Origin of the sequence: Microcoleus vaginatus PCC 9802, from assembly GCA_022701275.1 — a bacterium.
Lineage (GTDB): Bacteria > Cyanobacteriota > Cyanobacteriia > Cyanobacteriales > Microcoleaceae > Microcoleus > Microcoleus vaginatus_A.
Genome location: CP031740.1, coordinates 3,349,918 through 3,370,955 on the forward strand (window position 1 = coordinate 3,349,918; position 21,038 = coordinate 3,370,955).

Genomic DNA, 21,038 nt, shown 5'->3' on the forward strand with positions numbered 1-21,038 from the left:
TCATGAATGATTAACCTATGCTCGAATACATCTGGGTAGTGGGGCATTACCCAAGCATTTGGCTGTGGACTGACAAACTCTTATGAGAAATAAGCTCAAACCTGAGTCATTTCGTAAGACTCTGATGCCATTAGGGTGGCAATTAAATCTGGCAAACAAAATATCGCCCAACTCTCAAGTTAAAAAATGCTAAAAATGACACCATTAGCTAACATTTTCAATGCCATGAAAGAGCCAGCAAAAAAGCATCAGAACTCCAAGTGGGGAGCCTTCTTGCTGATGCTAGCAGTAGGCTTTGGCGGCTGGAAAATTGCTTTGCCGGAACTGGCATCTTTTTTTAATAATATTGCGTTTGAAAACTACAAAGCCAATCGATTGGCGGATACTCAACAAGCATATGAGTTAGCGCTCTGGGTAGATCCAAAAAGCCGAACAGCTCTTTACAATTTAGGATGGCTTTGTGAAGAGGTGCAAGATTTACAATGCGCCCGAGGAAAATATCTGCAAGCTGCAAAACTCGGTCTGCCTGCTGCTTACAGCAATCTGGCTCGATTATATATAGTTGATCAAAAAAACTATCCGGCTGCCGTTCACTTCCTGTGGCAAGGTTTGAAATTAGCAGAGGATGATCGAGTCAAATATTCTTTACTCAAAAACTTGGGATGGGCTCGGCTGGAACAGGGTCGATATTCAGAGGCATTGCAACATCTGGATGCAGCGATTAAACTTGATAGTGAAGGACCAGCAACTTACTGCTTAAAAGCGCAAGTCCTAGAAAAGATGAAAAATACTAAGGAAGCGCTACCGCAGTGGAAAATTTGTCTAAAGTATGCGGATTCTCAAGAATTCGATGAGGATATATGGATAGGGATGGCACGTCAACGATTAAACGAGGAAAAAACAAATAAATGAAACGCACAGTTTTGCTTTCATCAACCATACTGGCAATTATAACGGTACTGGAGCTAAGTCAAGCCTCAAAAGCAGTGCCAACTCCTGCGACTGTTAAATCTGCCGTTAATGAATCAGTCGAGATGCTGTTGAACTCGAGTCAGTCGATGCGACAGTGCAAAGATAAAAATGGTGGAAAATATGCGTGTCCGAGATTCACCATGCCTCCGGAGAGCGAAGAATAAGGGTTATTTTCAATAAATTTTGTAGAGTGTACCATCACCACTTTACACAAACAGGTATGTAGTATGTAGTAGTAGTATGCAGGGTGCGCCGTCCGCACCTTATAGCATTTGAGATTTGAGATCAAGAATTGAAGAATGGGAAATAACTTATGCCTATAAGGGTTTGCAGCTTGCATAAAGCTGCATTCTTTTTTTGCACTGATATAACTCTTAATCATTGCTGTATCGGCTATTGCTGGAATCCGCACCGGGCGGGGAGAAAATCCCCGCCAGCAATTCTATCTACTCGCCCTCCGTCAAAGCTGAATCTTGCTGCTGCTGATGTGAGTTGCTGTAAAAACTAGCAATAATCGCCACCATCAACCACCAAAGCATATTCACTTCCGGTCGGTACCAAACTGTATCGACAAAACCGTGGGCCATCATGCCGGCTAAAGTTGCGATCGCCCCAATCAACCAAAACCCCTGACTCGATTTTAGATTTGGGATTTTAGATTTGGGATTTTCGGATTCTTCCTCTAAACTAGAGATCTTAAATTGTGAATCCCGTAGATGTTTGATCTGCAACAAACCTTGATTGACGGTGACAGTCATCAGCCAAAGGAAACACATTAAACCGATAAAACCGGTTTCCACCGCAATTTCCAGCAGCACCGAATAAGCGCTCAAAGCAGTGAATTTCGGCCTCATATAAAGCGGATAAACTTTATTAAAAGCAGTGTTTCCCGGCCCAATTCCGAGAATTGGTCGATCGCGAATCATGTCAATCACCGCCGTCCAAACATTAATCCGAAAATTGTTGCTGCTGTCACCTCGGCCGATAAACATACTCGAAACTCGATCGCGCAGAGGTTCCACTAAAGCCACTCCCAGAATTAAGGCTCCCGCCAAACCTCCTAACCCTAACGGCAGCGCCCAAGTTCGCCAGAACCGAGGCATCAAAGGGCTGTACCAGTACCACAGCAGCACTAAAAATACCACCAGTAGAGCCACAAAACCGATCCAAGCACCCCGGCTATCGGTGTAGCGCAAACACGCGCAATTCACCACCAGCATCGTCAGCGCTAAAATTTTTGTTCCCCATCCTTTCCACACAAAAAGTGCGGCGGCGCTCAATGCAATGGCCGGCAGTAAATAGGAACCAAGCAAGTTAGGATTTCCCAGAAAGCTGTAAACTCGCGTGACATTGGCTTGAGTAGAAGTCGGATCGTTCCAAGTAGCTAATGGTGGCACTTTGTCAATCCACTGCCGCACGCCGTAGAAACTGACAATTAAAGAGACGTTCAAAAATACGGCAATTAACCACGATCGCCAACGGGGCGATCGCAATATCCGAGCCATCAGCGCAAAAAACAGCAAATACAGCGTTAGCTTGCTCCAACCACTAGCAGCGGCGACTTTGACCGGCGACATCGCCGTTGCGACGGTGGCAATGCCCCAGTACAGCAGTACCAGCAAATGAATCGGCGTGAAGGGAATCTCGCGATCGTCCGAAACAGTCAGCAGCACCCAAAATGCAGCGCTAGCCGCCATCAACACCCCCACCAAGGCATTGTTTACAAACGGCGCAAAACCGAAAGTCAAGGCCAGCAAAACAAAACCCAAGGGTTCTGCCCACTGCATCAGCCAGCTACTTTGTCGCCAACTGCGTAAAGAGCCGATCGCCAAATTGAATAAATAACTTCTACTTTGCCACTGAGAGAGCGGCAAATTTGCCAGAGTTAACTGTTGCCAAACTGAATTCATTGCTATTTTAGATTTGTACTTTGTAATCGGTAATTGGTAATTGGGAATTGGGAATCGCTAATCGCTAATCGGCAATTGGTAATCGGGAATTGGTAATCGGGAATTGATAATTGAAAAAAGTTGAGTTATTTTTCTTCCTTCTTTCAGCAGTTACGTCCTGTACACTGCTTCTTCCTTCTTCCCTCTTCCTTCTTCCCTCTTCCCTCTTCCTTCTTCCCTCTTCCTTCTTCCTTCTTCCTTCTTTACCCTTCCAACAATTCCGTAGCATTTGTGCAGGGCAGCCAGAGCACGTAGCGATATCCAGATTCCGGGGCTCCTTGAATTGAGAGTTGACCGCCTTGAATTTCCACCAACTGGCAGCAAAGCAGCAGCCCCAAGCGTTCCCTGGCCCCGTAACCAGCTAACACCGGTGCGGTATCCTCGGCATTCTGGGCCACCAAAGCCGCCAACTCAGAAAACGCCAGCGTTAATCGCTGCGAACCCTGTGTCGGGAGTTGCGCTTCGAGTCCGAGGGAGTCGGTTTCGGAGTTCGATGTCGAACCGCTACCAGACCCGGCCCTCAACAAGTAGTCGGTGTAGAGTTTAGCATGGGGCAAACTTTCCCCTAACCAAGGATGAAAAACCCAAACTCCGATGTTGATACCGTCTTCTTTCCGAGAAACGTGGACTCGAATCACGCTGCCTGCCCCAGCAGATTGAATAATGCTAAAAATTAAGTGGTGCAGCATTTGCTGAACCTTATCTTTATCTACCAACCAGATGCGCGACCCGGGCCCCATCGACAAATTAATTTCTTGCTCTCGTCTACTTGCCACCGACGACAGGATTGTCACAACCTGCTGGCACAAAGTTTCTATATCGACTGCGGTTCGCTTCAAGGTGAAAGCGGAATCATCTAGTTCTGACAGTTCCAAAATTTCTTCAACTAGCGATCGCAAAGAGCGGCTGCTGTCTTGGATCACGTCAATATATTCTTTTTGCTTGCTCGTTAAGGGGCCATAAATTTCTTGTTTCAACACGCTTGCCATGCCGAGGACAGAAGTGAGCGGTGTGAGCAATTCCTGCGCTAAATTATTTAGCAGTTTTATTTTAATTGAGTTAGTAGACAAATCGATAGGTTTGTTAGTCATCGCTAATTTTTATTGGTTCATTGTCGAGCGAGGGTTTGCGGTTCATTAGACCTATTCCAAAAGTCTATAACAATCTGTATATAATTCACCCAGAAAAAACGTAGCGAAGAAAAATATATATTCCTTCTTCCCTAGAAGCTCTTCCTTATCTGAGTAATTAAGATTTAATCATTGCTTCTAAAGCTGATTGCAAGTCTTGAGTGAGTTCGGCAACTGCTAACCTGCGGCTGGTTTGATATCGATCCCAACGATGGCTCACTGATATGGGTTCGCCCACGGTCATTTGTACCTGCTGTTTGCCCAACTTCGGTCTGCCGAAAGGATTTCCCCCTTTGATTCGAGCCAGTACGTCCCACAGCAGTAAAGTTGTTTCTGCCAAACGTTCTGCTGTCAGTTGTTCTGCGACGTACCTGCCCGTGACGGACACGAAACTTTCTACAAGTCTCATGTGCCACATCCGAAGACTTGCTTCTTCAGCGAGGCGATCGGCTAATCCTCTTTCTAAGGGAGAAAGTGCTGCAATATCTTTGATATCTTCTCGATAAATATACTCCCAGCCTGCTTGTTCCACACGGCGGCAGCGGTCTATTAAACTGCCTTTGGGCTTCAAGTTAAAATATTCTTCTGCTACTTGCAAACCCACGTCTAACAGGGCTTTCAGCCGAGCCATCATTACTTCATTGCCCGAATCATTTGCCGTTTGTTGTGGTAGCGATAATGATGTTAAAATAGATGTTTCAGGATGTAAACTTTTATGATAAAAACGGCTGTAAAACTCTTCCATTACTGCTAGCAAATGGCTGCCCAGTCGAATCAGGCGCAGATATTGGAATTTGTGATTGTGGTTTTCGGAATCGGGATTTGCAGTCTCTAAATTAGCGATCTCGGTGCGTTCTAAGGGTGGCAGTCCGCAATCAATTTCTAATTGAGTTAAAAGTTTTTCTAGGGGTTGCCAAGGTGGGTTGACATAGCGGTATTGAATGCCGATCGGCACAATTAAAACTTTTTCAGTGCGTCCGGCTTTCAGCAAATCTTCAACGCACCAGAAACCCATTTGAGCAATTCCCGGTTCGAGGGGACTGACTATTTCATTGTGACCGTTGGTAGCGCCTTCTGGGGCGGCGGCGATCGGGAATTGGCTGTTGGCAAATAAATCGCGGGCCGATCGCAATCCGGCGCGATCGATTTTACCGCGAACAATCGGAGTGCCACCGAGTTGGGAATACAACCAGCCGACTCCCGCACCGGCCCACAGGGGAATACCGCGATCGTAGATAAAGTGGGAATGTACCGGAAATTGCAGGGGAATGCCTTTGGCGCGCGCTGCCTGGGGAACGAGTTTCCAAATTAGTTGTCCCAAACAGTAGGGATCGTCTGAGTTGGGGTGGCGGAAGGCTAGCAAGAAGCGAACTTTCTGATTTTGAAATTGGTGGAATAGTTCGGCGAGGGTTTCGACGTTTTCGGCTTGAACGTGGCTGATACTCGTCCGAAATCGCAGCCACCAGGGGAATATTTGCTTACAACCTTGCATCACTAGAGGGTTGTAGGCTGGGGGTATGAATTCCAGCGGCGGCTGAACTTGGCTAATTGAATTGGGCATTTTGCGATTTTAAATTTTAGATTTTAGATTTTAGATTACTAGGCTGCGGTAAAATTTTCCAATTTTTATGATGCTGAAGTTTTTTTTATTAACCGCAGAGGACACAGAGGACACGGAGGAAGAGAGGAGATAGCAAAGCGTGTCAATTTAATGTCAAAAGTATTACCCGTCTTGGATTGAATGTCATGTCCAGTCGATCGACCCCAATATTTTGGTCGGGGCAGGTTTACGGGATTTTTGGCTGATATTACAGATCGGGGGTGAACTAGCCCTGACAAGAATTACGATTATTTTACAGGACTAGATATGAAACCATCATCTTTTTTACCCCCCTGCCCTTGACAAGGGGGATGCGAGGGGGTCAGAAACTCGACTAAAAACGAGATTTCTCCTCAGTTTCAGCCTTCAACACAGATTTTTGCAATCCAAAATCTAAAGTCTAAAATCTAAAATCCTATTGTGCGGCTTCAAATATCATTTCCTGGAAGTTAATGACATCAGATCGCGGATCGCAGTGGGTGACTTTGACTTCTAGCCGATCGCCTATTGCGACCGATCGACCAAATCGCATTGCCAATTCTAAACCCAACTCTTCCAATAAAATCAATCCGAGATTGCTGTCTTCTCTCAGCCAGCGCAGCATTAAAGCTTCCCAAACTTCGTCTGGGTTGCGCCGCAAATATTCCAATCCCCAATAGCGGTTAGTTTGACGTTCGACTGTGGATGCTTCTTTAACTGCGGTGCCGAGGCACATCACAATGTCCTGTATTTCTTCAGCAGAAAAAGGCAGTGGTTCGCCCCGCAGGTGGGCTTTGATTTGGAAGTGAGTCAGCAAGTCGGTATAGCGGCGGATCGGGGAAGTAACTTGAGTGTATAATTCCAAACCCAAGCCGGCGTGGCGTCCGGGGGTGAGGCCCATTTCGCTGCGGGGCATACACCGACGCACGGCGCAAGCGCGGGCGGGGCCGGCAGGTACGGCCAGCAGTTCTTCATCGGGAGGGAGTTCGGGCTGCGGCTGATAGCGGTAGGGTATTGGCAGGCTGTGAGCTTGACCGTAGCGGCCGGCTAGTTCGCCGGCTAAAATCATCATTTCGGCTACTAGCATCCGGGCTGTGGAGTCGTCGATGACGTGGATTTTGATGTCGTCGCCGTTGACTTTGATGACTGATTCGGGCATGAAAATGCTGATTGCGCCTTGGGCTTCCCGCCATTTTTGCCGCAGTTTGGCCGCAGAGGCGATCGCTGCTATTTCCGGTTCTGCTTCGATTCCCAACTCCAGCATTTCGTCTACGTCATCGTAGGTCAAGCGGTAGGTGGGTTTTATGGTGCTGATGTGGATGCTGTAATCTTGAGCCGCGCCGATTTCGTCTAAGGTGACACTGAAGCTGAGCGCGCTGCACTCTTTGCCTTGAATTAAACTCATCGGCCCGGTTGCCAAAGCTGGGGGAAACATGGGAATCATTCCCGTTGGCAGGTAAACCGTAGTGGTGCGCTTTCTGGCTTCGAGGTCGAGTTCGTCTCCAGGGGAAAGCAAGCGGGTGGGATCGGCGATGTGTATCCACAGGCGCTGCTGGCCGTTTTCGAGGAATTCTAAGCTGAGGCCGTCGTCGATTTCGGTGGTGCTTTCGTCGTCGATCGTGTAAACCTTGAGGTGAGTTAAATCGAGACGATTTGTGTCGGAGTCGGCTGGGGGATTTTCTAGGCAGCGTTGGGCCACTTCTAATACCTTTGCGGAGAATTGTAGGGGAATTTGGCTGCGCCGCAAAAACAGGTTTTCGTGGCTACTCCACAGGCCGAGATCGACTAGGAGTTGAAATGCTGCTTCGGGGTTTTCGGACCGTTCTAAGCTGGCTAAAGTTTCTAAGGCCGGGGTGCGGTGCGTTGCTTCTTCTCCGAGGGTGGCAAAGCGTTCTAAAGCGTCGAGGCGAGTTCGATCGCTGTGTTCCCAATCTACATTTTCCCCTGCCAGCCGCTGTTTGACTCGATCCCAAAATCCTTGGGATTCTTGGTGTCGCTGCTGTTCTACTTCTTGCTGGTGTTTGATTTCGGCTACTTGGGCGGCCGGTCGCGGTTCGTAGCGATCGCCCTTTTGTTTGAAATACAGTTTGTCTGTTGATAGCAAACAGTAAGCCGCGTAACACTGGGCCGGACTGCGCTCGGAAAATAGCAGCATTGCCAGGGATTCGGGATCTGCTGTTTCTCCGTCACCGACTAAAAGTTCCCAAGCGACTTCCAAACTCGACGGATCTGAGTATGCTTCTACTTCTTTGAGAAATTTGGGAATATCGGAGGGTTTGTAAGTTTCTCCGACTACTTCGTAGGTGATTTGTTTGGGCGGTATGCTGTGCGGTTGACCGTTTTCGTCTACCACAACCCAGTTTTTCTTGCCGTCGGGGCGATCGGCAACTGCCAGACGGCGGTCGCCGTGCACTCTAAATTCTACTAACGTTCCCTTCTCCACTTGCCAGCTTTATATTTGAGATTTTGGATTTTTACCGTGGCCACTTATCGAGTTTCGAGCTTGCGATTTTAGATTTTGGATATTGGCAATTTTTCTGGTCAATTGTGAAAGTTAAAATCTAAAAAGTTGTTCTTTCTTCTTGCTTTTTTTTAACTTTTGACTTGTGATTAAGACTTGCGCTCCAACGACTCTTAACCCTATTTCGCGATTATTTCGCTGCACTCTTGCTGCACTCTTAATGACAGAAAGACGTTCTTTTCGCGCAAGTCTTATTCCCAGTCCAAAATCTAAAACCCAAAATCCCAAATCCTGTTAACCTTCTTGGTTTACGAAGGGCATCAAAGCTACAATTCTTGCTCTTTTGATGCTTCTGGTCAGGTCTCGCTGCTGTTTTGCCGTCAAACCGGTAATCCGGCGGGGCAAAATTTTACCGCGTTCTGTGACGTATTTTTTGAGCAAATCAACATCTTTGTAGTCGATCGGGTCTCCTGGTTTGATTGGCGAAACGCGCCGGCGAAAGTAAGTCATGGTTTGTTGTTTGTTTACTGTTGTTCTTGGACTGTTGACTGTTAGTTTTTAGTTATTAGCCGTTAGTTGCTAGCCCTCAGGAAAGCATTGGTTAGTTATCTGCTTTTCGCGCGTCAATATCAATTGCCAACAACTGATGACTGATGACTAAGGACTAATGACTAATCACTACTTGATCTCTTTGTGGGCAGTGTGGCTGTTGCAATGGGGGCAGAACTTCTTGAGTTCCAGCCGCGCCGTCGTGTTGCGACGGTTCTTGGTCGTGGTGTACCGAGACACGCCTTTCGAGCGTTTGCTTACGTTTGTACGGCACTCAGTACACTCTAGAGTAATTATGATGCGGACGCCTTTAGCCATAATTCTAAATAAATTTCGACTAATTTAAACACAATTTATTATCTTCTCACATTGCTCTGCACTTGGTCAAGCAATCTTCTAACTTTGATGTCGAGCGAGTAGCCACGGCGGGCTCCGACGACGATCGTCCCGCCGATGCGATCGTGGAAAGCTTGGGGAAACCTTTCGGCGGAGGTGAGGGCAACGCTACAGTCGATCGCCAGGGGCAGCATCAGCAGCAAGACGGCGGCGTTGGTAGATGTGATCCCAGCTATACCTGCGAAGGCTAAGGCCAGGCACAGACCCAGCAATGCCTCGCGCTTGCACAGTTCTTGTACTCCAGGAATCCGTTGGAATCTGGTATCGGCAATTTTCATGTCCAAGGCCCAGCGCCCGAGACTTTGACCTTGGTTTTTCCTGACGATGGGTACGCGCAGGATCAGCCACAGCAAAACAAAAAATATGGTTTGGACGATGGCATTAGTGCCCAGAAGCAAACTGGGCAGCCAAACTGCTATTCCGTCGATGCAGAGGGCCGCGGCGCGGCGGCCGACGGATACTTTGGGAAGGAGAGGAACTAGGTCGGAACTCATAGGCAAAAAGGTCGATCGCCACTAGCTACTTTTTCATTTTTCATCTTAAGCTGTGGAATAATCGATCGCCACCAATGGTGCCTAAATCAACGTCAAAGCCAACCGCTAATTATTCAAGCGGAAAATGGATTTTCGCCAATTCCCAACTGCTTTTTCGACTTTTCTACCTGTTCCCACAGTGTTTGGATCTGAGTAAATGCCTGTTCCACAGAGATTTTACCGTTAGATGTCAAGGAACTTATGTAACCCACTCGCTGAGAAAACTCTTGTAAATTCGCATTAAATACCACATTCTCTGGCTTTACTTCACCGTAATAGCGAGTTTGAGGATATAAAAAATTTGAATTGGCTGCCATTGGTTTAACCTCCCATGAAAACTTGTTCCCTGAACATATCAATATTATAAACCACGCTTCCACTCTAAAGTTGTGCTGTAAGTAGCATAAATCATGTGACATTTTGCGATGTTTTTTGTGATGGCAATTACACATAGAGATGAGGGCGACAAAAAACTCAGTAATTTCACTTGTAAAACTTACGCATACGGGGTCAAAAATCAGGTTTTTGCGTTAAGGCTCATAACTTGGGAGTTGGCGCCAAAACCAGGTTGGTGTTTTTCCAGGACTGATTTATTGAAATAAGTGACAAAAAAAACCAAAATGGATAATATTATTGCAGACATAAATAGTTAGACTTTTAGTAGGAATCTGCGTAATGTCTCCCAATGCGCTATCGCTCCGTCCCAAACCCCGGCTGAGGCAAGTTTTAATTAGAGTTGCCATCGCCGTAATTGCTGCTGTTATCGCCTTCAACCTTCCTCACTCCTTAATTCCAGTGTTTAAAGAATCCGTATCCCAAGCAACGCCGGCACCAGAAATCCAGAACTTGCTCGCCGGCAAGCGCAAAATTGTGATAGTGGGCGACAGCATCACCGAGGCCGCGAAATTCCCCGGAGGTTACGTTTGGCTGCTGCAACGCTATCTGAATGCCCTTTATCCCGATCGCCCAATCGAAATCGTCAACGCGGGGATCGGCGGTAACAAGTCGACTGATATGCAAGCGCGCTTCCAGAAAGATGCGATCGACCAAAAGCCAGGTTTAGTGATGATTAATGTCGGAGTCAACGACGTTTGGAACGCTTTCTTCGACTTCCCCAACAATCAGTTTTATCCGGAAGGCAACTGGTCCGCGGGAGTGCCAGTGGCAGAATATCGGGAGAAAATAACTCAAATGGTGCTGGCAGCAAAAGCCGCAGGAATTCGAGTTGTACTGCTTTCTCCTACTCTGATAGGGGAAAGTATCGACGGCCCAGAAAATCGCAGGTTGCAACAGTATGTTGCCGCGATGCGAGAAATTGCGTTAGAGAATCAGTGCTTGTTTATTGATTTGAATGCGCCTTTTCGGGAAGTTATCGGCACGTATCAAAAGCACGCGGGCAAGACTCTGAATTTGTTGGCAGCAGATGGAGTTCACCCGAATCCGTCGGGGTATCAAATTATGGCTTTTACTATTTTGCGAGGTTTTGGAGTACCCGCAAATGATATTGAGAATTTAGAAGTCAAAAAGTGAATCTTTGAATTTAGTTGACGGTTGACGGTTGGCTGTGGACTGTTGACTGTTAATTGAAAGTCTCCAGGGTAAAAGCCCCCAGATTTATCTCTGGGCTAAATTCTTCAAATCTCAAATCTCCAATCTCAAATCATTCAATTGGGGGATGATACCGCTTCAACCAACAACTACCGATAATCACCAACGCCACCACAACAATAATTTCCGTCCAAAAAAACGACAGAAAATCGCTTGCAGTTCCCACCGGAGGCACCCCCGGTTGAGCATTGCGAATGGCGGGAAAAGCAAACAGCATCACAGCAGTCCAACTCAGCATTCCCACTTCCGGCAACTTGCCCGATTTCATCACTTTTAATGCTAGCAAAAGCGCCATAATTGACAAGACCCACATGATCACAATAATCACTAAGGCAAAGAATTTCACCGGGATGGAGCGAGTTGCAGAAACATCTATATAAATAAATATAGACGAATTCTCTTCCATGGGTCTATAACTGATGTCGAAACCGGGAACGTCGGCATGAAAATTAAATTCCAGCGGCACGGGATTCAGTTCAAATGGAGCAAACTTTTTACCAATTGAAGGCAGCGGGTCGAGCGAAATAGCTACTTTAGCAATGTGCTTGTCAAACGGGTAATTGTTAATTTTTCCTTTTACTAAGTTAAACTTCAATGCAGGAACAATCATCGGTTTGCCTTCTTTAAAGGTAATTTCCGAATCCTGTACATTTGCTCCGTTAACTGTCATTAACAAGTCTTGAGCCGGGTAAGTTGGCCCTTTTTTATAGATACCTTTGAGTTCAAACTGCAAGCGGGTTTCTAATTCGTTTTTAATGGGATCAACTGCAATTACCGTCATTTTGACCTCAACCAAGCCTTTGGACGCTACAGCGCTTTCTGGAGAGGGCTTGTAAGGCTCTTGGGCGTTAGCATTGTGAGAGTAAATAGATAAGATGATTGCCAAAATTACGACCAGACTGCAAATTAAAATAAGTATTTTTTTGAGATTAAAGGTGTTGAGAGTGGGCATTTATTATGGATGTTTTACATATTGAATAGTTGTGAGCAGTCGCCGCAGTCCGCCAGGGGTTTAAACCCCTGGCTCATAGCTAAAGTCGGTTAAAAGTGAGATATTGCATCATTCTCAATTACTTGTTTAGGAACAGGCAAGATGCCTGTTCCACAAGAGATGAATTTTTCTTCTTGTGAGGTGGGCATCCTGCCCGCCCATAGTAGCCGAACTACGAACCGATAGGAAGCAATACATTTGGTGTGAAACTTCCGTGCAAACCGTAGGGAATATGCTGTTTTAAATGCAAGCGCGCTACAGGGCCTTTGGTGATGTCGCGAGCATCTAAAATCACTAAGGTCGATCGATGATTAGCTGCATCATACATTAAAAGCAGCAGCCAGCCGTCATCCTCAGCCACAGCATCGGGACGGAGAACAAACACCGGTTCCCCCGCAAAACCGCGTGGTGCCGCACTCCAAATTTGCCTTTCACCAGTCACGAAATCCATTTTGAGGATAGCTTGCAAAGGAGCATTTCCCGTGGGAGCATCAGCAGCACCGATGTAAAGATATCGGTAAGGTTGTCCGACATTATTGGGATGCAGAGTCGGAAACTCGCAACACCGAGTTTCAACAACTTGATGCTGCACCGTTTTGTCTTGCAAATTTAACTTAAACCGCCACAATTCGCCCGCTGGAACGCTGTCAAAATCAACCTCACGAAAATCGCCGTCCGCTTCTACAGTGGGAAAAGAGTCGTAACAAACTGAATCTACAAAAACTTCGTCTCCTTCTTCCCATGCGTTGCAGTGGTGGAAGACAAAACAAGGTTCGGTTTCTAATATCTTTACCTCGTCAGTGCCGTTGCGGGGAATTAAAATTGCTTGTGTTGGCTTGTTTGGCGAAAATTGAATGCACTGGGATGCACTCCGAAATCCTAACACGAAAAGCAGCGGATTGAAGCTGACGGGATTTTGGAAGAATATGCAGTAATTCGGGGTAATTACCATGTCGTGCAGGAAGGCAAAACCCGGTATTGCATGGGCGTGACGCTGCAAAAGTTTGCCGCTTTCGTCGAGTTCGTAAATCGTGATGGTACTCGACAAACCGGGCTTGACAGAAAAGTTTACTAATCTGTCTCCTTTGCCATTTTTCCCTTTTTCAATTCTGGGGTGGGCGGCGAAGGCTTCACCGGGTTGTAAAATGCCGTCTAGGGTATCTAAGCCGAGTGTTTCTAGGGTGCGGGGGTCGAGTCGGTAGGGCTGTGCGGCTTCCCAAAGCGCTAGCAGTTTGTCGCCCCAATAAATGATGTTGGTGTTGGCAATGTTTTTGATTTTGACATCAAAGATGTTGGCTAGCCAGCCCCCTGGCTTTTGTGTGCCGAAAACGCCTCGGTGGAGGATTTTTCCGGCTTTTTGTTCGGCGAGATAGCCCTCTGTGTGTATGAATCGGTTGCGGAAATGGGCGCGGCCTTCGGATATGGCGATCGCACAAATCATCCCGTCGCCGTCAAACGGGTGGTGGATGCGCTGGCCGTTGACATCCAATAATCCGGGTCCGTTGCGAAAGAATGTGCCTTGCAAGCCGGGGGGGATTTCGCCTTCTATGTCGTCAATCCAGTAGTCGGATTCGTTGGGTTGGGATTCGTAGCCGCGCTGCCAGTCTGTGCGATCGTATGATACTTTTTGGGCGGCTGTTTGAGATGCAGAAAGTTGTAAGTTTTGCATTGGTGTTACGGGAGCGAATTTTTTAACCGCAGAGAACACAGAGGGCGCAGAGAGAAGGAAATTCGGAGAATGGGGAAACCCAGTTAAATTCATCCGTGTATCCGTGCCAAAATCCGTGTGTGCCTGCCTTTATTTGGTATCTGCGGTGCGGCTTTGTGACCTTACTGTCGGTACTAAGTCGGGAAAGTATTCGGGCATGAAATGCTGTCCGCCTGGTTTGGAACTGCCCAGTTCTGGTTCTAATACGGGAAGAGAGTTTTGATAGTTTGGATCGCCGCTTTCTGTACTCTCGGCGGGCAGCCAATTTAAGAAAGGTAGGGGCAGAAGTGTGGAGAGGTTTGTGATGACAATTAGCAGCCAGAGGTTATCGAAATTGTGATCGGTAATTCCTAGCAAGTGGGTTAAAAGTGCACCGCCTTCGTGGGACAAAAGTCCTGCTAAATTTGTGATTGACATCAGCAGCGCAAATAAAGTTGCTTCGACGCCTCGGGGACACAACCGGGCGGAGAGTACCAGTACCGGCATATAAGCAATTTGTCCGATTACTGTCAGGATCAGGCTGTCTCCGATGCTGAACCATTGATCGTCAATTCCTAAAGCTCGGTTGGCATGAGTTACTAATAATAAAGTAGTCATGCCCAAAGCAGTCGCAAGGACGGTTGACCAGCCAAAAATTACTCGAAATGGAACAGTTTTGAGGAAGCGCTGAAACAGCCAGACGCCGGCGAGGGCGGCAATGCTGGTAACGAGGCGCACTCTGCCCAGAAATTCTGGTGGAAAGCCTAATTCGTTGGTGGTGAAAAAGAAGAAGGCGGAGTCTGAGCTTGGGGTGGCTTGCAAGAGGAAGAGAAAGGCGGTGGGTAGCCAAATTGTTTTTTGGCTAACAGCTTGCCGCAGTTGTTTTAGTTGGTCTTTGACAGTTTCAAAGTCTGTTCTTTTGTTGGTTTTTTCTTCGGCAATTAACCAAGCTGTTGCTGATACAATTAGCGGAAAAGATGCGGTGATTAAAAATATTGTGTGGGTGCTGAAGTGTTGCAGCAGGGAACCGCTGAGGTAGGCGGTAATGAGTCCGCCGAGGGCTGCAGCGCCCCAAGACAAGGATTGCAGGGAACCGGCGTCGGTAACGGATTCTTTTCTGGCCCTTTCGACTACCAGGGAGTCGGCGATTACGTCGCTGACGGCGAGGGAGAGGGAACTCAGGGCGATCGCGCCTGTAGCGGCAAGTGGCGTGTGTACAATTGTTGCTAGGCCCACCCATGCTGACGTTCCCAGCAGCCCGGAGAGGACAATGTAAGGGCGTCTGCGGTAGCCGAATATCGGCAAACCGTCGGACATGAAGCCGAACACGGGTTTGATAATCCAAGGCAGGGCTACGACGCCCAGCATTGCCGAGACTTCGGCGGGACTCATACCTAGTTCGTCTTTGAGAAAGAAGCTGACGGCTAAGCGGGCTAGTCCGAGAATGCCTTGGACGAAGTAAATCAGTAAGATGGCTATGAGTTCGGGGGTTGGCTCATTCCCAAAGAATACTTTTTCTTTTAAAGATTCTTTGAGTTTGCTGACGCCGGAGGGGGAAACGAGCATTTGAGCAATATTTCTTAATGAATCTCAATATTTATAACACATTCTTAATGGGTTCCGGGAACTGTCGGAGGTGGGATGCGAAAGTGACGGGGAGGTGGCAGGTACTATAAGATTTTGATGAGCTCGAATTAAAGGATTTTTAGTAGCAATGAAAGCAGAAATTAGAATTGTCTTTCTCGCAGCGGCTTGGATTTTAGGAATGGGGGCTAATTTAGCCTCAGCAATACCTGTTGCTAACAAGCAAGGTGATTATCCGGTTCCGCCTGCGAGACAGCGGGGCAACAGGCAGGTAAATTGGTTGGTTGTTGACTCTGATTATAAAGGGTTGAATTGCCGGATGGCTCAGAGATTTCGATCAATTTCTGTAGACGGTTTGGATGCGCCTGCTGAGTTGTTTGAAAGAAATAAACACAATGTTTCGCAGTGGCCTGTCGTGGCTGCATTTCGGCGGGGAGAACGCTTGCAAGCGGTGACAGGAAATAATGCCAATCAAATTATGATTGCTGACTCTCAGGGCAAACCTTGGCTGCCGGTTTCAACGGATAAGGGTAATTGTTTTGTGCGGGCGAACAGCCGTTTTATTAAACCCATTCGGGAAAATCCTACTACTTTGAAACCTTTAGAATAGCTAAAATTTTTTGGATAAGAGTGGGCAATTGGTGAAAAGAATGTTTTATGATTATAGATCCTAAAAATGTGCCGGAAATTACTGGTTCCAAGTACCCTCAGCCATTCAAATCTGCTGTTTTGGGGAGAGTTAAAAAACGCTTGGGCGATGCTGCCGGATTGCAGAATTTTGGGGTAAATTTGGTGAGACTTGCACCGGGAAGTTGTTCTGCTCTCAGGCATTGGCACACCCGGCAAGATGAGTTAATCTATGTTTTGGAAGGGGAAGTTACTCTGATTACAAATTCGGGAGAGGAAGTGCTGAAACCGGGTATGGCGGCGGGTTTTCCGGCGGGTGATGCAGATGGGCATCATTTAGTCAACCGCACGGATTTAGATGTTGTTTATCTGGAAATTGGCGATCGCACTGAGGGTGATTCAGCTAATTATCCCGATGATGATTTAATCGCGAAAACTAGCGATAATGGTTGGATTTTTACACACAAAAACGGCGAGCCTTATGAGAGTTGAAAAAATATGAGTCAAGTGAATCTTTGGACTTCTGCGGAACACGCTTTGTGGTATCTTGCTAAAGCTGAGGGAATTCCTCACCGCACTGAAGGTGAAGCGGTTTTGTTGGAGGAAGTGCCGAAAAATGTTAAGCGAATTCTGGATGTGGGCACGGGAGACGGGCGGTTGCTGGGTCTGCTGAAGTGCGATCGACCAAATGTGGAATGTGTGGCGATCGACTTTTCGCCGACAATGCTGGAAAAAGCCAGAATTCGCTTTGCGGATGACCAGAAGGTCACGGTAATCGAGCACAATTTTGACGAATCGCTGCCGGATTTGGGCAAGTTTGATGCGGTTGTTTCTAGTTTTGCGATTCATCATGTAGCAGACGATCGCAAACGTTCGCTTTACGCTGAGATTTTCGAGCTTTTGGAACCGGGAGGCATCTTTTGCAATTTGGAACACGTAGCGTCCGCAACTCCCGCTTTACACGAGAAATTCCGAGAGGCGCTGGGTATTAGCAACGATCCGGATGATCCGTCTAATCAATTGCTGGATGTCGAAACGCAACTGCGCTGGTTTCGAGAAATCGGTTTTACCGATGCAGACTGTTATTGGAAGTGGCGGGAACTCGCTTTATTAGTTGGGGTGAAACCAGTCACCCCTGTCAACGTGGTGCAGAAGGCTCCCTAAGGCTTGAAATTTCGTTGCAGTCGCGAGCTCTGATTTTTTTCAACCGCGCGAGACAATAAATTTTGTTTATTATCGATCGCCAACCGATAGGATGACGTAAAGTTGCTCGTTCGCACCTTGACGCGGGCTGGGTGAAACCAGTTTAATAGCTAAACAAAACAGTAGTAGATTGCAAAGCCTACGCACTTCCTTTGGGCAGCCCAACTGCGAAACTTAATAAAATTGGCAGCGTCATAGATTCTAATTTGCAATATCGCACTACGCGCGCGATGGAAATCGCGATCGCTGCCCCTAACCCGCGAGATCCGCGCTAGAGCCACAACCATCACTTACCATCTATCAAAAAAAATGGCTACACTCGAAGGTACCCCCAACAACGATGTTTTAATTGGCTTTCCTGGAAGTAACTCGCTCTCGGGCAAACAAGGCGATGATACTTTGTTTGGCGCAGAAGGGGACGATCAAATCTTTGGCAACCAAGGTAAGGACTACATCTTGGGCAACCAAGCCAATGATACCCTCTACGGCGGCAAAGACAGTGACCTCATTCAAGGTGGCGAAAACGAGGATTGGGTGTTTGGGGATAACGGTAATGATACCCTCGAAGGAGGGCAGGGAAACGATTTTGTGCGCGGCGGCAAAGAAAATGATTTGCTATCTGGAAATGAAGGCAATGATGTCCTATTTGGAGATAGCGGTGCCGATACCTTAAGCGGTGGCAATGGTGACGACCTTTTTGTCATCGGCCGAGTACAAAATAATTCTGTTAATACCGGCACTTCTACTCTTGCCAATGCAGACTTGATTGCCGACTTTAGCCTGGGTACAGACTTAATAGGACTCGATGGAGGCTTGCAATTTCAAGACTTGAATATCTCTCAAGGAACAGGCGATTTTGCCAGAGATACGATCGTTAGAGATAACGTGACAGGCGAATATCTCGCTATTTTAAAAGGTATTAACAGCAGCAGTATCCGAGCCGCCAATTTCACCACCTCACTCGCTCCAGTTACCTCAACATCAAGCCCCAGTATCTTAGCATTCAGCACCTCTAGCTACAGTGCCGACGAGGGCAAGAGTGGCACTTCCGAAATTGTCGCCACAGTTCAACGCACTGGCAGCAGCGAGGGGGCAGTCAGCGTTCAAGTGGAACTAGATACACCTTCCACAGCTACTGTTAGCGAAGACTACATTAACAATCTGCCAGTTACTATCAACTTTGCCAGCGGCGAATCCTCCAAAACTCTATCAATTCCCATTGTGGGAGATACCATCGTCGAACCAGACGAACAGATTAAAGTGAAATTGGTTAATCCTGTAGGTAGGGTAACTTTAGGAAGTCAGCCTACTGCCACATTAACTATTATTAACGATGACATATCAATCCCCAGTCTCTTAGCATTCAGCACCTCTAGCTACAGTGCTAACGAGGGCAACAGTGGCAGTCCCAATCAAGTTGTCGCCACAGTTCAACGCACTGGCAGCACCGAGGGGGCAGTTACCGTCCAAGTGGAACTAGATACCTCTTCCACAGCTACTGTTACCGAAGACTACATTAACAATCTGCCAGTTACTATCAACTTTGCCAGCGGCGAATCCTCCAAAACTGTATCAATTCCTCTTGTGGGGGATACCGTCGTCGAACCAGACGAACAGATTAATTTGAAATTAGTTAATCCAGTAGGCAGGGGAATTTTAGGAAGCCAGCAAACAGCTACCTTCACTATTATTAACGATGACATTTTGCCAACGGTCAGCATCGCTGCTATAGATGAGGCAGCATCAGAAACAGGCAACAATCCAGCCACTTTTCGCATCAGTCGCGCTGGTGAGAGTCGCGGCAACTTAACAGTCAACCTAGCAATAGACGGTACTAGCAACAATCCAACTAAACCTAGCGACTACACCCTCAGCGGTGGCGGCGTTTCTGTCAACAGTTCAAATGTCAGCGTCACCATCCCGGATGGACAAAATTTTGTAGATGTCAGCCTCACCGCTGTCGATGATATCCAAGCTGAGGCACAGGAGACGCTGAAGCTGAAACTAGCAGATGGGAATTACCAAATTGATGCTAACCAAAACAATACTACTATCGCGATCGCAGACAATGATACCGTAGTTGTCAATAGCAATGACAGCTTGACAGACTACAGTCTGGCAGAAGGTTCGTTTCGACAAGCACTGCTGAATGCTAACGCTTTTGCTGGGAATGATACTATTACTTTCAATCTACCAGCCGAACCGCAGACAATCAATCTCACAGGAGTATTGCCTGAGATTAGCGGCGATGTCACTATTACTAATAGCACTGGTTCTAGCAACTTGACAGTGCGGCGGGATACGGGCGGAGATTACCGGATTTTCAAGGTAAACAGTCAAGTCAGTGCGACTTTTGACGGATTAACTATCGCCAATGGTTTGACAACTGACAACGGCGGCGGCATCTATAACGACGGTGGCACAGTAAATGTGACCAACAGCACTCTCTCTAACAACACTGTGAAAGATGGCAGGGGTGGTGGCATCTACAACAATGGCGGCACAGTAAATGCGACCAACAGCACTTTCTCTAACAACCGTTTGAGCAATTTCTTTAACCCCAATTTGAATCCCATCCCCAGTGGTGGTGGCATCCACAATGAGGGCGGCACAGTAAATTTGACTAACAGCATTTTCTCAAGCAACAGTGGCTTCGCACCAAGCAAAGGCGGTGCCATCTCAAACAATAGTGGCACAGTAAACGTGACGAACGGCACTTTCTCAGGCAACAGCGCTCAAGATGGCGGTGGCATCTCTAACAATGGCCCAGGCACAGTCAAAGTAGCAAACAGCACTTTCTCTGACAACGTTGGAGTGCGTTTTACCCTAGGGCTTCCGGCATCAGTAGATGGTGCTGCCATCTTTAACCAAGGCGGTACTGTGGAGGTGACAAACAGCACTCTTTCTGGCAACAAAGCGGGCGGTGCCCGTGGTGGTGGCATTCATAACCGTGAGGGTGGTACAGTCAAAGTGACGAACAGCACTATTTCTGGTAACACAGTGGGTGGTATTTTTGGGTTGGGTTTGCTTGGCGGTGGCATTTATAACGATAACGGCACAGTAGAGGTGACCAACAGCACTCTCTCTGGAAACCAAGCAACCAACGCAGGTGGCAGCGGTGCTGGCATCTATAACAAAGCTGGCACGGTAACGCTGACCAACAGCACTCTCTCGGGCAACATAGCAAACCCCTCCACCACCTACTCTGATGGCAGCATTTTCCCTACCCCTGGAAGTGGTGGTGGTATATGGAACGGCGGCACGTTGAATGTCAAAAATACGATCGTCGCTCAGAACAATGCCGCTACTGGCCCTGACGTTTTCGGCAGCTTCGCCAGCGGTGGCTACAACTTAATTGGCGACGGTACTGGCAGCACTGGTTTTACTGCAGTCGGCGATCGAGTTGGCACTGCTGCTGCACCTATTGACCCCCTACTAAACCCCCTGGCAGATAACGGCGGTTCGACTCAGACTGTGGCACTGCAACCGGGTAGTCCCGCTATTAATGGTGGCGACCCAGCTTTTGTTTTAACCTCTGGACCTTTTATCGGTCCTCCCTTCTACGACCAGCGGGGTATCTCTCCTTTTGATCGCGTTAGCGGGGGAATTATTGACATCGGCGCTTTCGAGTCTCCTCTGGTTCCTTAACGCCTGTAGGATGCGTGGCAATGCCTTTGTTGTCAACTTAAGAGTGACGGCATAACTCAGGCACAGAAAGCAACCCTGTGCGCTTTGGGGGCCATCGAGAATTAAGATTTAGTAGGGTGCG

At 47.5% G+C, this 21,038-nt stretch carries 18 protein-coding genes and 1 pseudogene; 7 read left to right on the forward strand and 12 right to left on the reverse strand.

Features of this window, described 5'->3' with window-relative positions:
• Positions 1-186: 186 nt before the first annotated feature.
• Complete coding sequence (locus tag D0A34_13615) at positions 187-912, forward strand: tetratricopeptide repeat protein (GenBank protein UNU19770.1); 726 nt, start codon at positions 187-189, stop codon at positions 910-912.
• Positions 909-1,136, forward strand: coding sequence for a hypothetical protein (locus D0A34_13620; protein UNU19771.1), 228 nt, complete (start codon positions 909-911; stop codon positions 1,134-1,136). The genes D0A34_13615 and D0A34_13620 overlap by 4 nt, the downstream gene beginning before the upstream one ends.
• A gap of 282 nt (positions 1,137-1,418) precedes the next feature.
• Here the strand turns inward: D0A34_13620 and ictB are convergent, their stop codons facing one another.
• From ictB to D0A34_13665, 9 genes and pseudogenes are all read right to left on the reverse strand, one after another.
• On the reverse strand, positions 1,419-2,882 hold the full coding sequence (ictB, locus tag D0A34_13625; protein ID UNU19772.1) for a putative bicarbonate transporter, IctB family: 1,464 nt from the start codon (positions 2,880-2,882) through the stop codon (positions 1,419-1,421).
• Positions 2,883-2,942: 60 nt separating this feature from the next.
• Positions 2,943-3,107 (reverse strand): annotated as a pseudogene (locus D0A34_13630) (polymerase).
• A 17-nt stretch (positions 3,108-3,124) separates the two neighbouring features.
• Entirely contained in the window at positions 3,125-4,012 is an 888-nt protein-coding gene (locus D0A34_13635) for a sensor histidine kinase (GenBank protein UNU19773.1), read from the reverse strand.
• Positions 4,013-4,169: 157 nt separating this feature from the next.
• Entirely contained in the window at positions 4,170-5,612 is a 1,443-nt protein-coding gene (locus D0A34_13640) for a 1-acyl-sn-glycerol-3-phosphate acyltransferase (protein UNU19774.1), read from the reverse strand.
• 454 nt (positions 5,613-6,066) lie between these two features.
• On the reverse strand, positions 6,067-8,073 hold the full coding sequence (locus D0A34_13645; protein ID UNU19775.1) for an RNB domain-containing ribonuclease: 2,007 nt from the start codon (positions 8,071-8,073) through the stop codon (positions 6,067-6,069).
• Positions 8,074-8,385: 312 nt separating this feature from the next.
• Complete coding sequence (gene rpsR, locus D0A34_13650) at positions 8,386-8,601, reverse strand: 30S ribosomal protein S18 (GenBank protein UNU19776.1); 216 nt, start codon at positions 8,599-8,601, stop codon at positions 8,386-8,388.
• Positions 8,602-8,769: 168 nt separating this feature from the next.
• A complete protein-coding gene (gene rpmG / locus D0A34_13655) occupies positions 8,770-8,958 on the reverse strand; it encodes a 50S ribosomal protein L33 (protein ID UNU19777.1) in 189 nt (62 codons plus the stop codon).
• A 38-nt stretch (positions 8,959-8,996) separates the two neighbouring features.
• The gene (locus D0A34_13660; protein ID UNU19778.1) at positions 8,997-9,530 is read right to left on the reverse strand and encodes an RDD family protein; all 534 of its coding nucleotides are present in this window, start codon (positions 9,528-9,530) and stop codon (positions 8,997-8,999) included.
• 113 nt (positions 9,531-9,643) lie between these two features.
• A complete protein-coding gene (locus D0A34_13665) occupies positions 9,644-9,886 on the reverse strand; it encodes a hypothetical protein (protein ID UNU19779.1) in 243 nt (80 codons plus the stop codon).
• Positions 9,887-10,244: 358 nt separating this feature from the next.
• Here D0A34_13665 and D0A34_13670 point away from each other — a divergent pair, with 358 nt between their 5' ends.
• The gene (locus D0A34_13670; GenBank protein UNU19780.1) at positions 10,245-11,099 is read left to right on the forward strand and encodes a lipolytic protein G-D-S-L family; all 855 of its coding nucleotides are present in this window, start codon (positions 10,245-10,247) and stop codon (positions 11,097-11,099) included.
• Positions 11,100-11,229: 130 nt separating this feature from the next.
• Here D0A34_13670 and D0A34_13675 read toward each other — a convergent pair whose 3' ends face one another.
• From D0A34_13675 to fbt, 3 genes are all read right to left on the reverse strand, one after another.
• The gene (locus D0A34_13675) at positions 11,230-12,129 is read right to left on the reverse strand and encodes a DUF4436 domain-containing protein (GenBank protein ID UNU19781.1); all 900 of its coding nucleotides are present in this window, start codon (positions 12,127-12,129) and stop codon (positions 11,230-11,232) included.
• A gap of 211 nt (positions 12,130-12,340) precedes the next feature.
• Positions 12,341-13,837: an Apocarotenoid-15,15'-oxygenase gene (locus tag D0A34_13680; GenBank protein ID UNU19782.1), complete on the reverse strand. Its 1,497-nt coding sequence runs from the start codon at positions 13,835-13,837 to the stop codon at positions 12,341-12,343.
• A gap of 129 nt (positions 13,838-13,966) precedes the next feature.
• A complete protein-coding gene (fbt, locus tag D0A34_13685) occupies positions 13,967-15,421 on the reverse strand; it encodes a folate/biopterin family MFS transporter (GenBank protein UNU19783.1) in 1,455 nt (484 codons plus the stop codon).
• A 148-nt stretch (positions 15,422-15,569) separates the two neighbouring features.
• Here fbt and D0A34_13690 point away from each other — a divergent pair, with 148 nt between their 5' ends.
• The 4 genes from D0A34_13690 (at position 15,570) to D0A34_13705 (ending at position 20,917) form a co-directional block, all read left to right on the forward strand.
• Positions 15,570-16,049, forward strand: coding sequence for a hypothetical protein (locus tag D0A34_13690; GenBank protein ID UNU19784.1), 480 nt, complete (start codon positions 15,570-15,572; stop codon positions 16,047-16,049).
• Between the two features lie 47 nt (positions 16,050-16,096).
• Positions 16,097-16,558, forward strand: coding sequence for a cupin domain-containing protein (locus tag D0A34_13695; protein ID UNU19785.1), 462 nt, complete (start codon positions 16,097-16,099; stop codon positions 16,556-16,558).
• A gap of 6 nt (positions 16,559-16,564) precedes the next feature.
• A complete protein-coding gene (locus tag D0A34_13700) occupies positions 16,565-17,230 on the forward strand; it encodes a class I SAM-dependent methyltransferase (GenBank protein ID UNU19786.1) in 666 nt (221 codons plus the stop codon).
• Between the two features lie 348 nt (positions 17,231-17,578).
• Positions 17,579-20,917 carry a hypothetical protein gene (locus tag D0A34_13705; protein UNU19787.1) on the forward strand — a complete coding sequence of 1,113 codons (3,339 nt, stop codon included), beginning with the start codon at positions 17,579-17,581 and terminating at the stop codon, positions 20,915-20,917.
• Positions 20,918-21,038 lie beyond the last annotated feature (121 nt).

Coding starts and splice junctions, on each gene's coding strand:
- D0A34_13615 (UNU19770.1), top strand. CDS start 187: ATGCTAAAAATGACACCATTAGCTAACATTTTCAATGCCATGAAAGAG.
- D0A34_13620 (UNU19771.1), top strand. CDS start 909: ATGAAACGCACAGTTTTGCTTTCATCAACCATACTGGCAATTATAACG.
- ictB (UNU19772.1), bottom strand. CDS start 2,882: ATGAATTCAGTTTGGCAACAGTTAACTCTGGCAAATTTGCCGCTCTCT.
- D0A34_13635 (UNU19773.1), bottom strand. CDS start 4,012: ATGACTAACAAACCTATCGATTTGTCTACTAACTCAATTAAAATAAAA.
- D0A34_13640 (UNU19774.1), bottom strand. CDS start 5,612: ATGCCCAATTCAATTAGCCAAGTTCAGCCGCCGCTGGAATTCATACCC.
- rpsR (UNU19776.1), bottom strand. CDS start 8,601: ATGACTTACTTTCGCCGGCGCGTTTCGCCAATCAAACCAGGAGACCCG.
- rpmG (UNU19777.1), bottom strand. CDS start 8,958: ATGGCTAAAGGCGTCCGCATCATAATTACTCTAGAGTGTACTGAGTGC.
- D0A34_13660 (UNU19778.1), bottom strand. CDS start 9,530: ATGAGTTCCGACCTAGTTCCTCTCCTTCCCAAAGTATCCGTCGGCCGC.
- D0A34_13665 (UNU19779.1), bottom strand. CDS start 9,886: ATGGCAGCCAATTCAAATTTTTTATATCCTCAAACTCGCTATTACGGT.
- D0A34_13670 (UNU19780.1), top strand. CDS start 10,245: ATGTCTCCCAATGCGCTATCGCTCCGTCCCAAACCCCGGCTGAGGCAA.
- D0A34_13675 (UNU19781.1), bottom strand. CDS start 12,129: ATGCCCACTCTCAACACCTTTAATCTCAAAAAAATACTTATTTTAATT.
- D0A34_13680 (UNU19782.1), bottom strand. CDS start 13,837: ATGCAAAACTTACAACTTTCTGCATCTCAAACAGCCGCCCAAAAAGTA.
- fbt (UNU19783.1), bottom strand. CDS start 15,421: ATGCTCGTTTCCCCCTCCGGCGTCAGCAAACTCAAAGAATCTTTAAAA.
- D0A34_13690 (UNU19784.1), top strand. CDS start 15,570: ATGAAAGCAGAAATTAGAATTGTCTTTCTCGCAGCGGCTTGGATTTTA.
- D0A34_13695 (UNU19785.1), top strand. CDS start 16,097: ATGATTATAGATCCTAAAAATGTGCCGGAAATTACTGGTTCCAAGTAC.
- D0A34_13700 (UNU19786.1), top strand. CDS start 16,565: ATGAGTCAAGTGAATCTTTGGACTTCTGCGGAACACGCTTTGTGGTAT.
- D0A34_13705 (UNU19787.1), top strand. CDS start 17,579: ATGGCTACACTCGAAGGTACCCCCAACAACGATGTTTTAATTGGCTTT.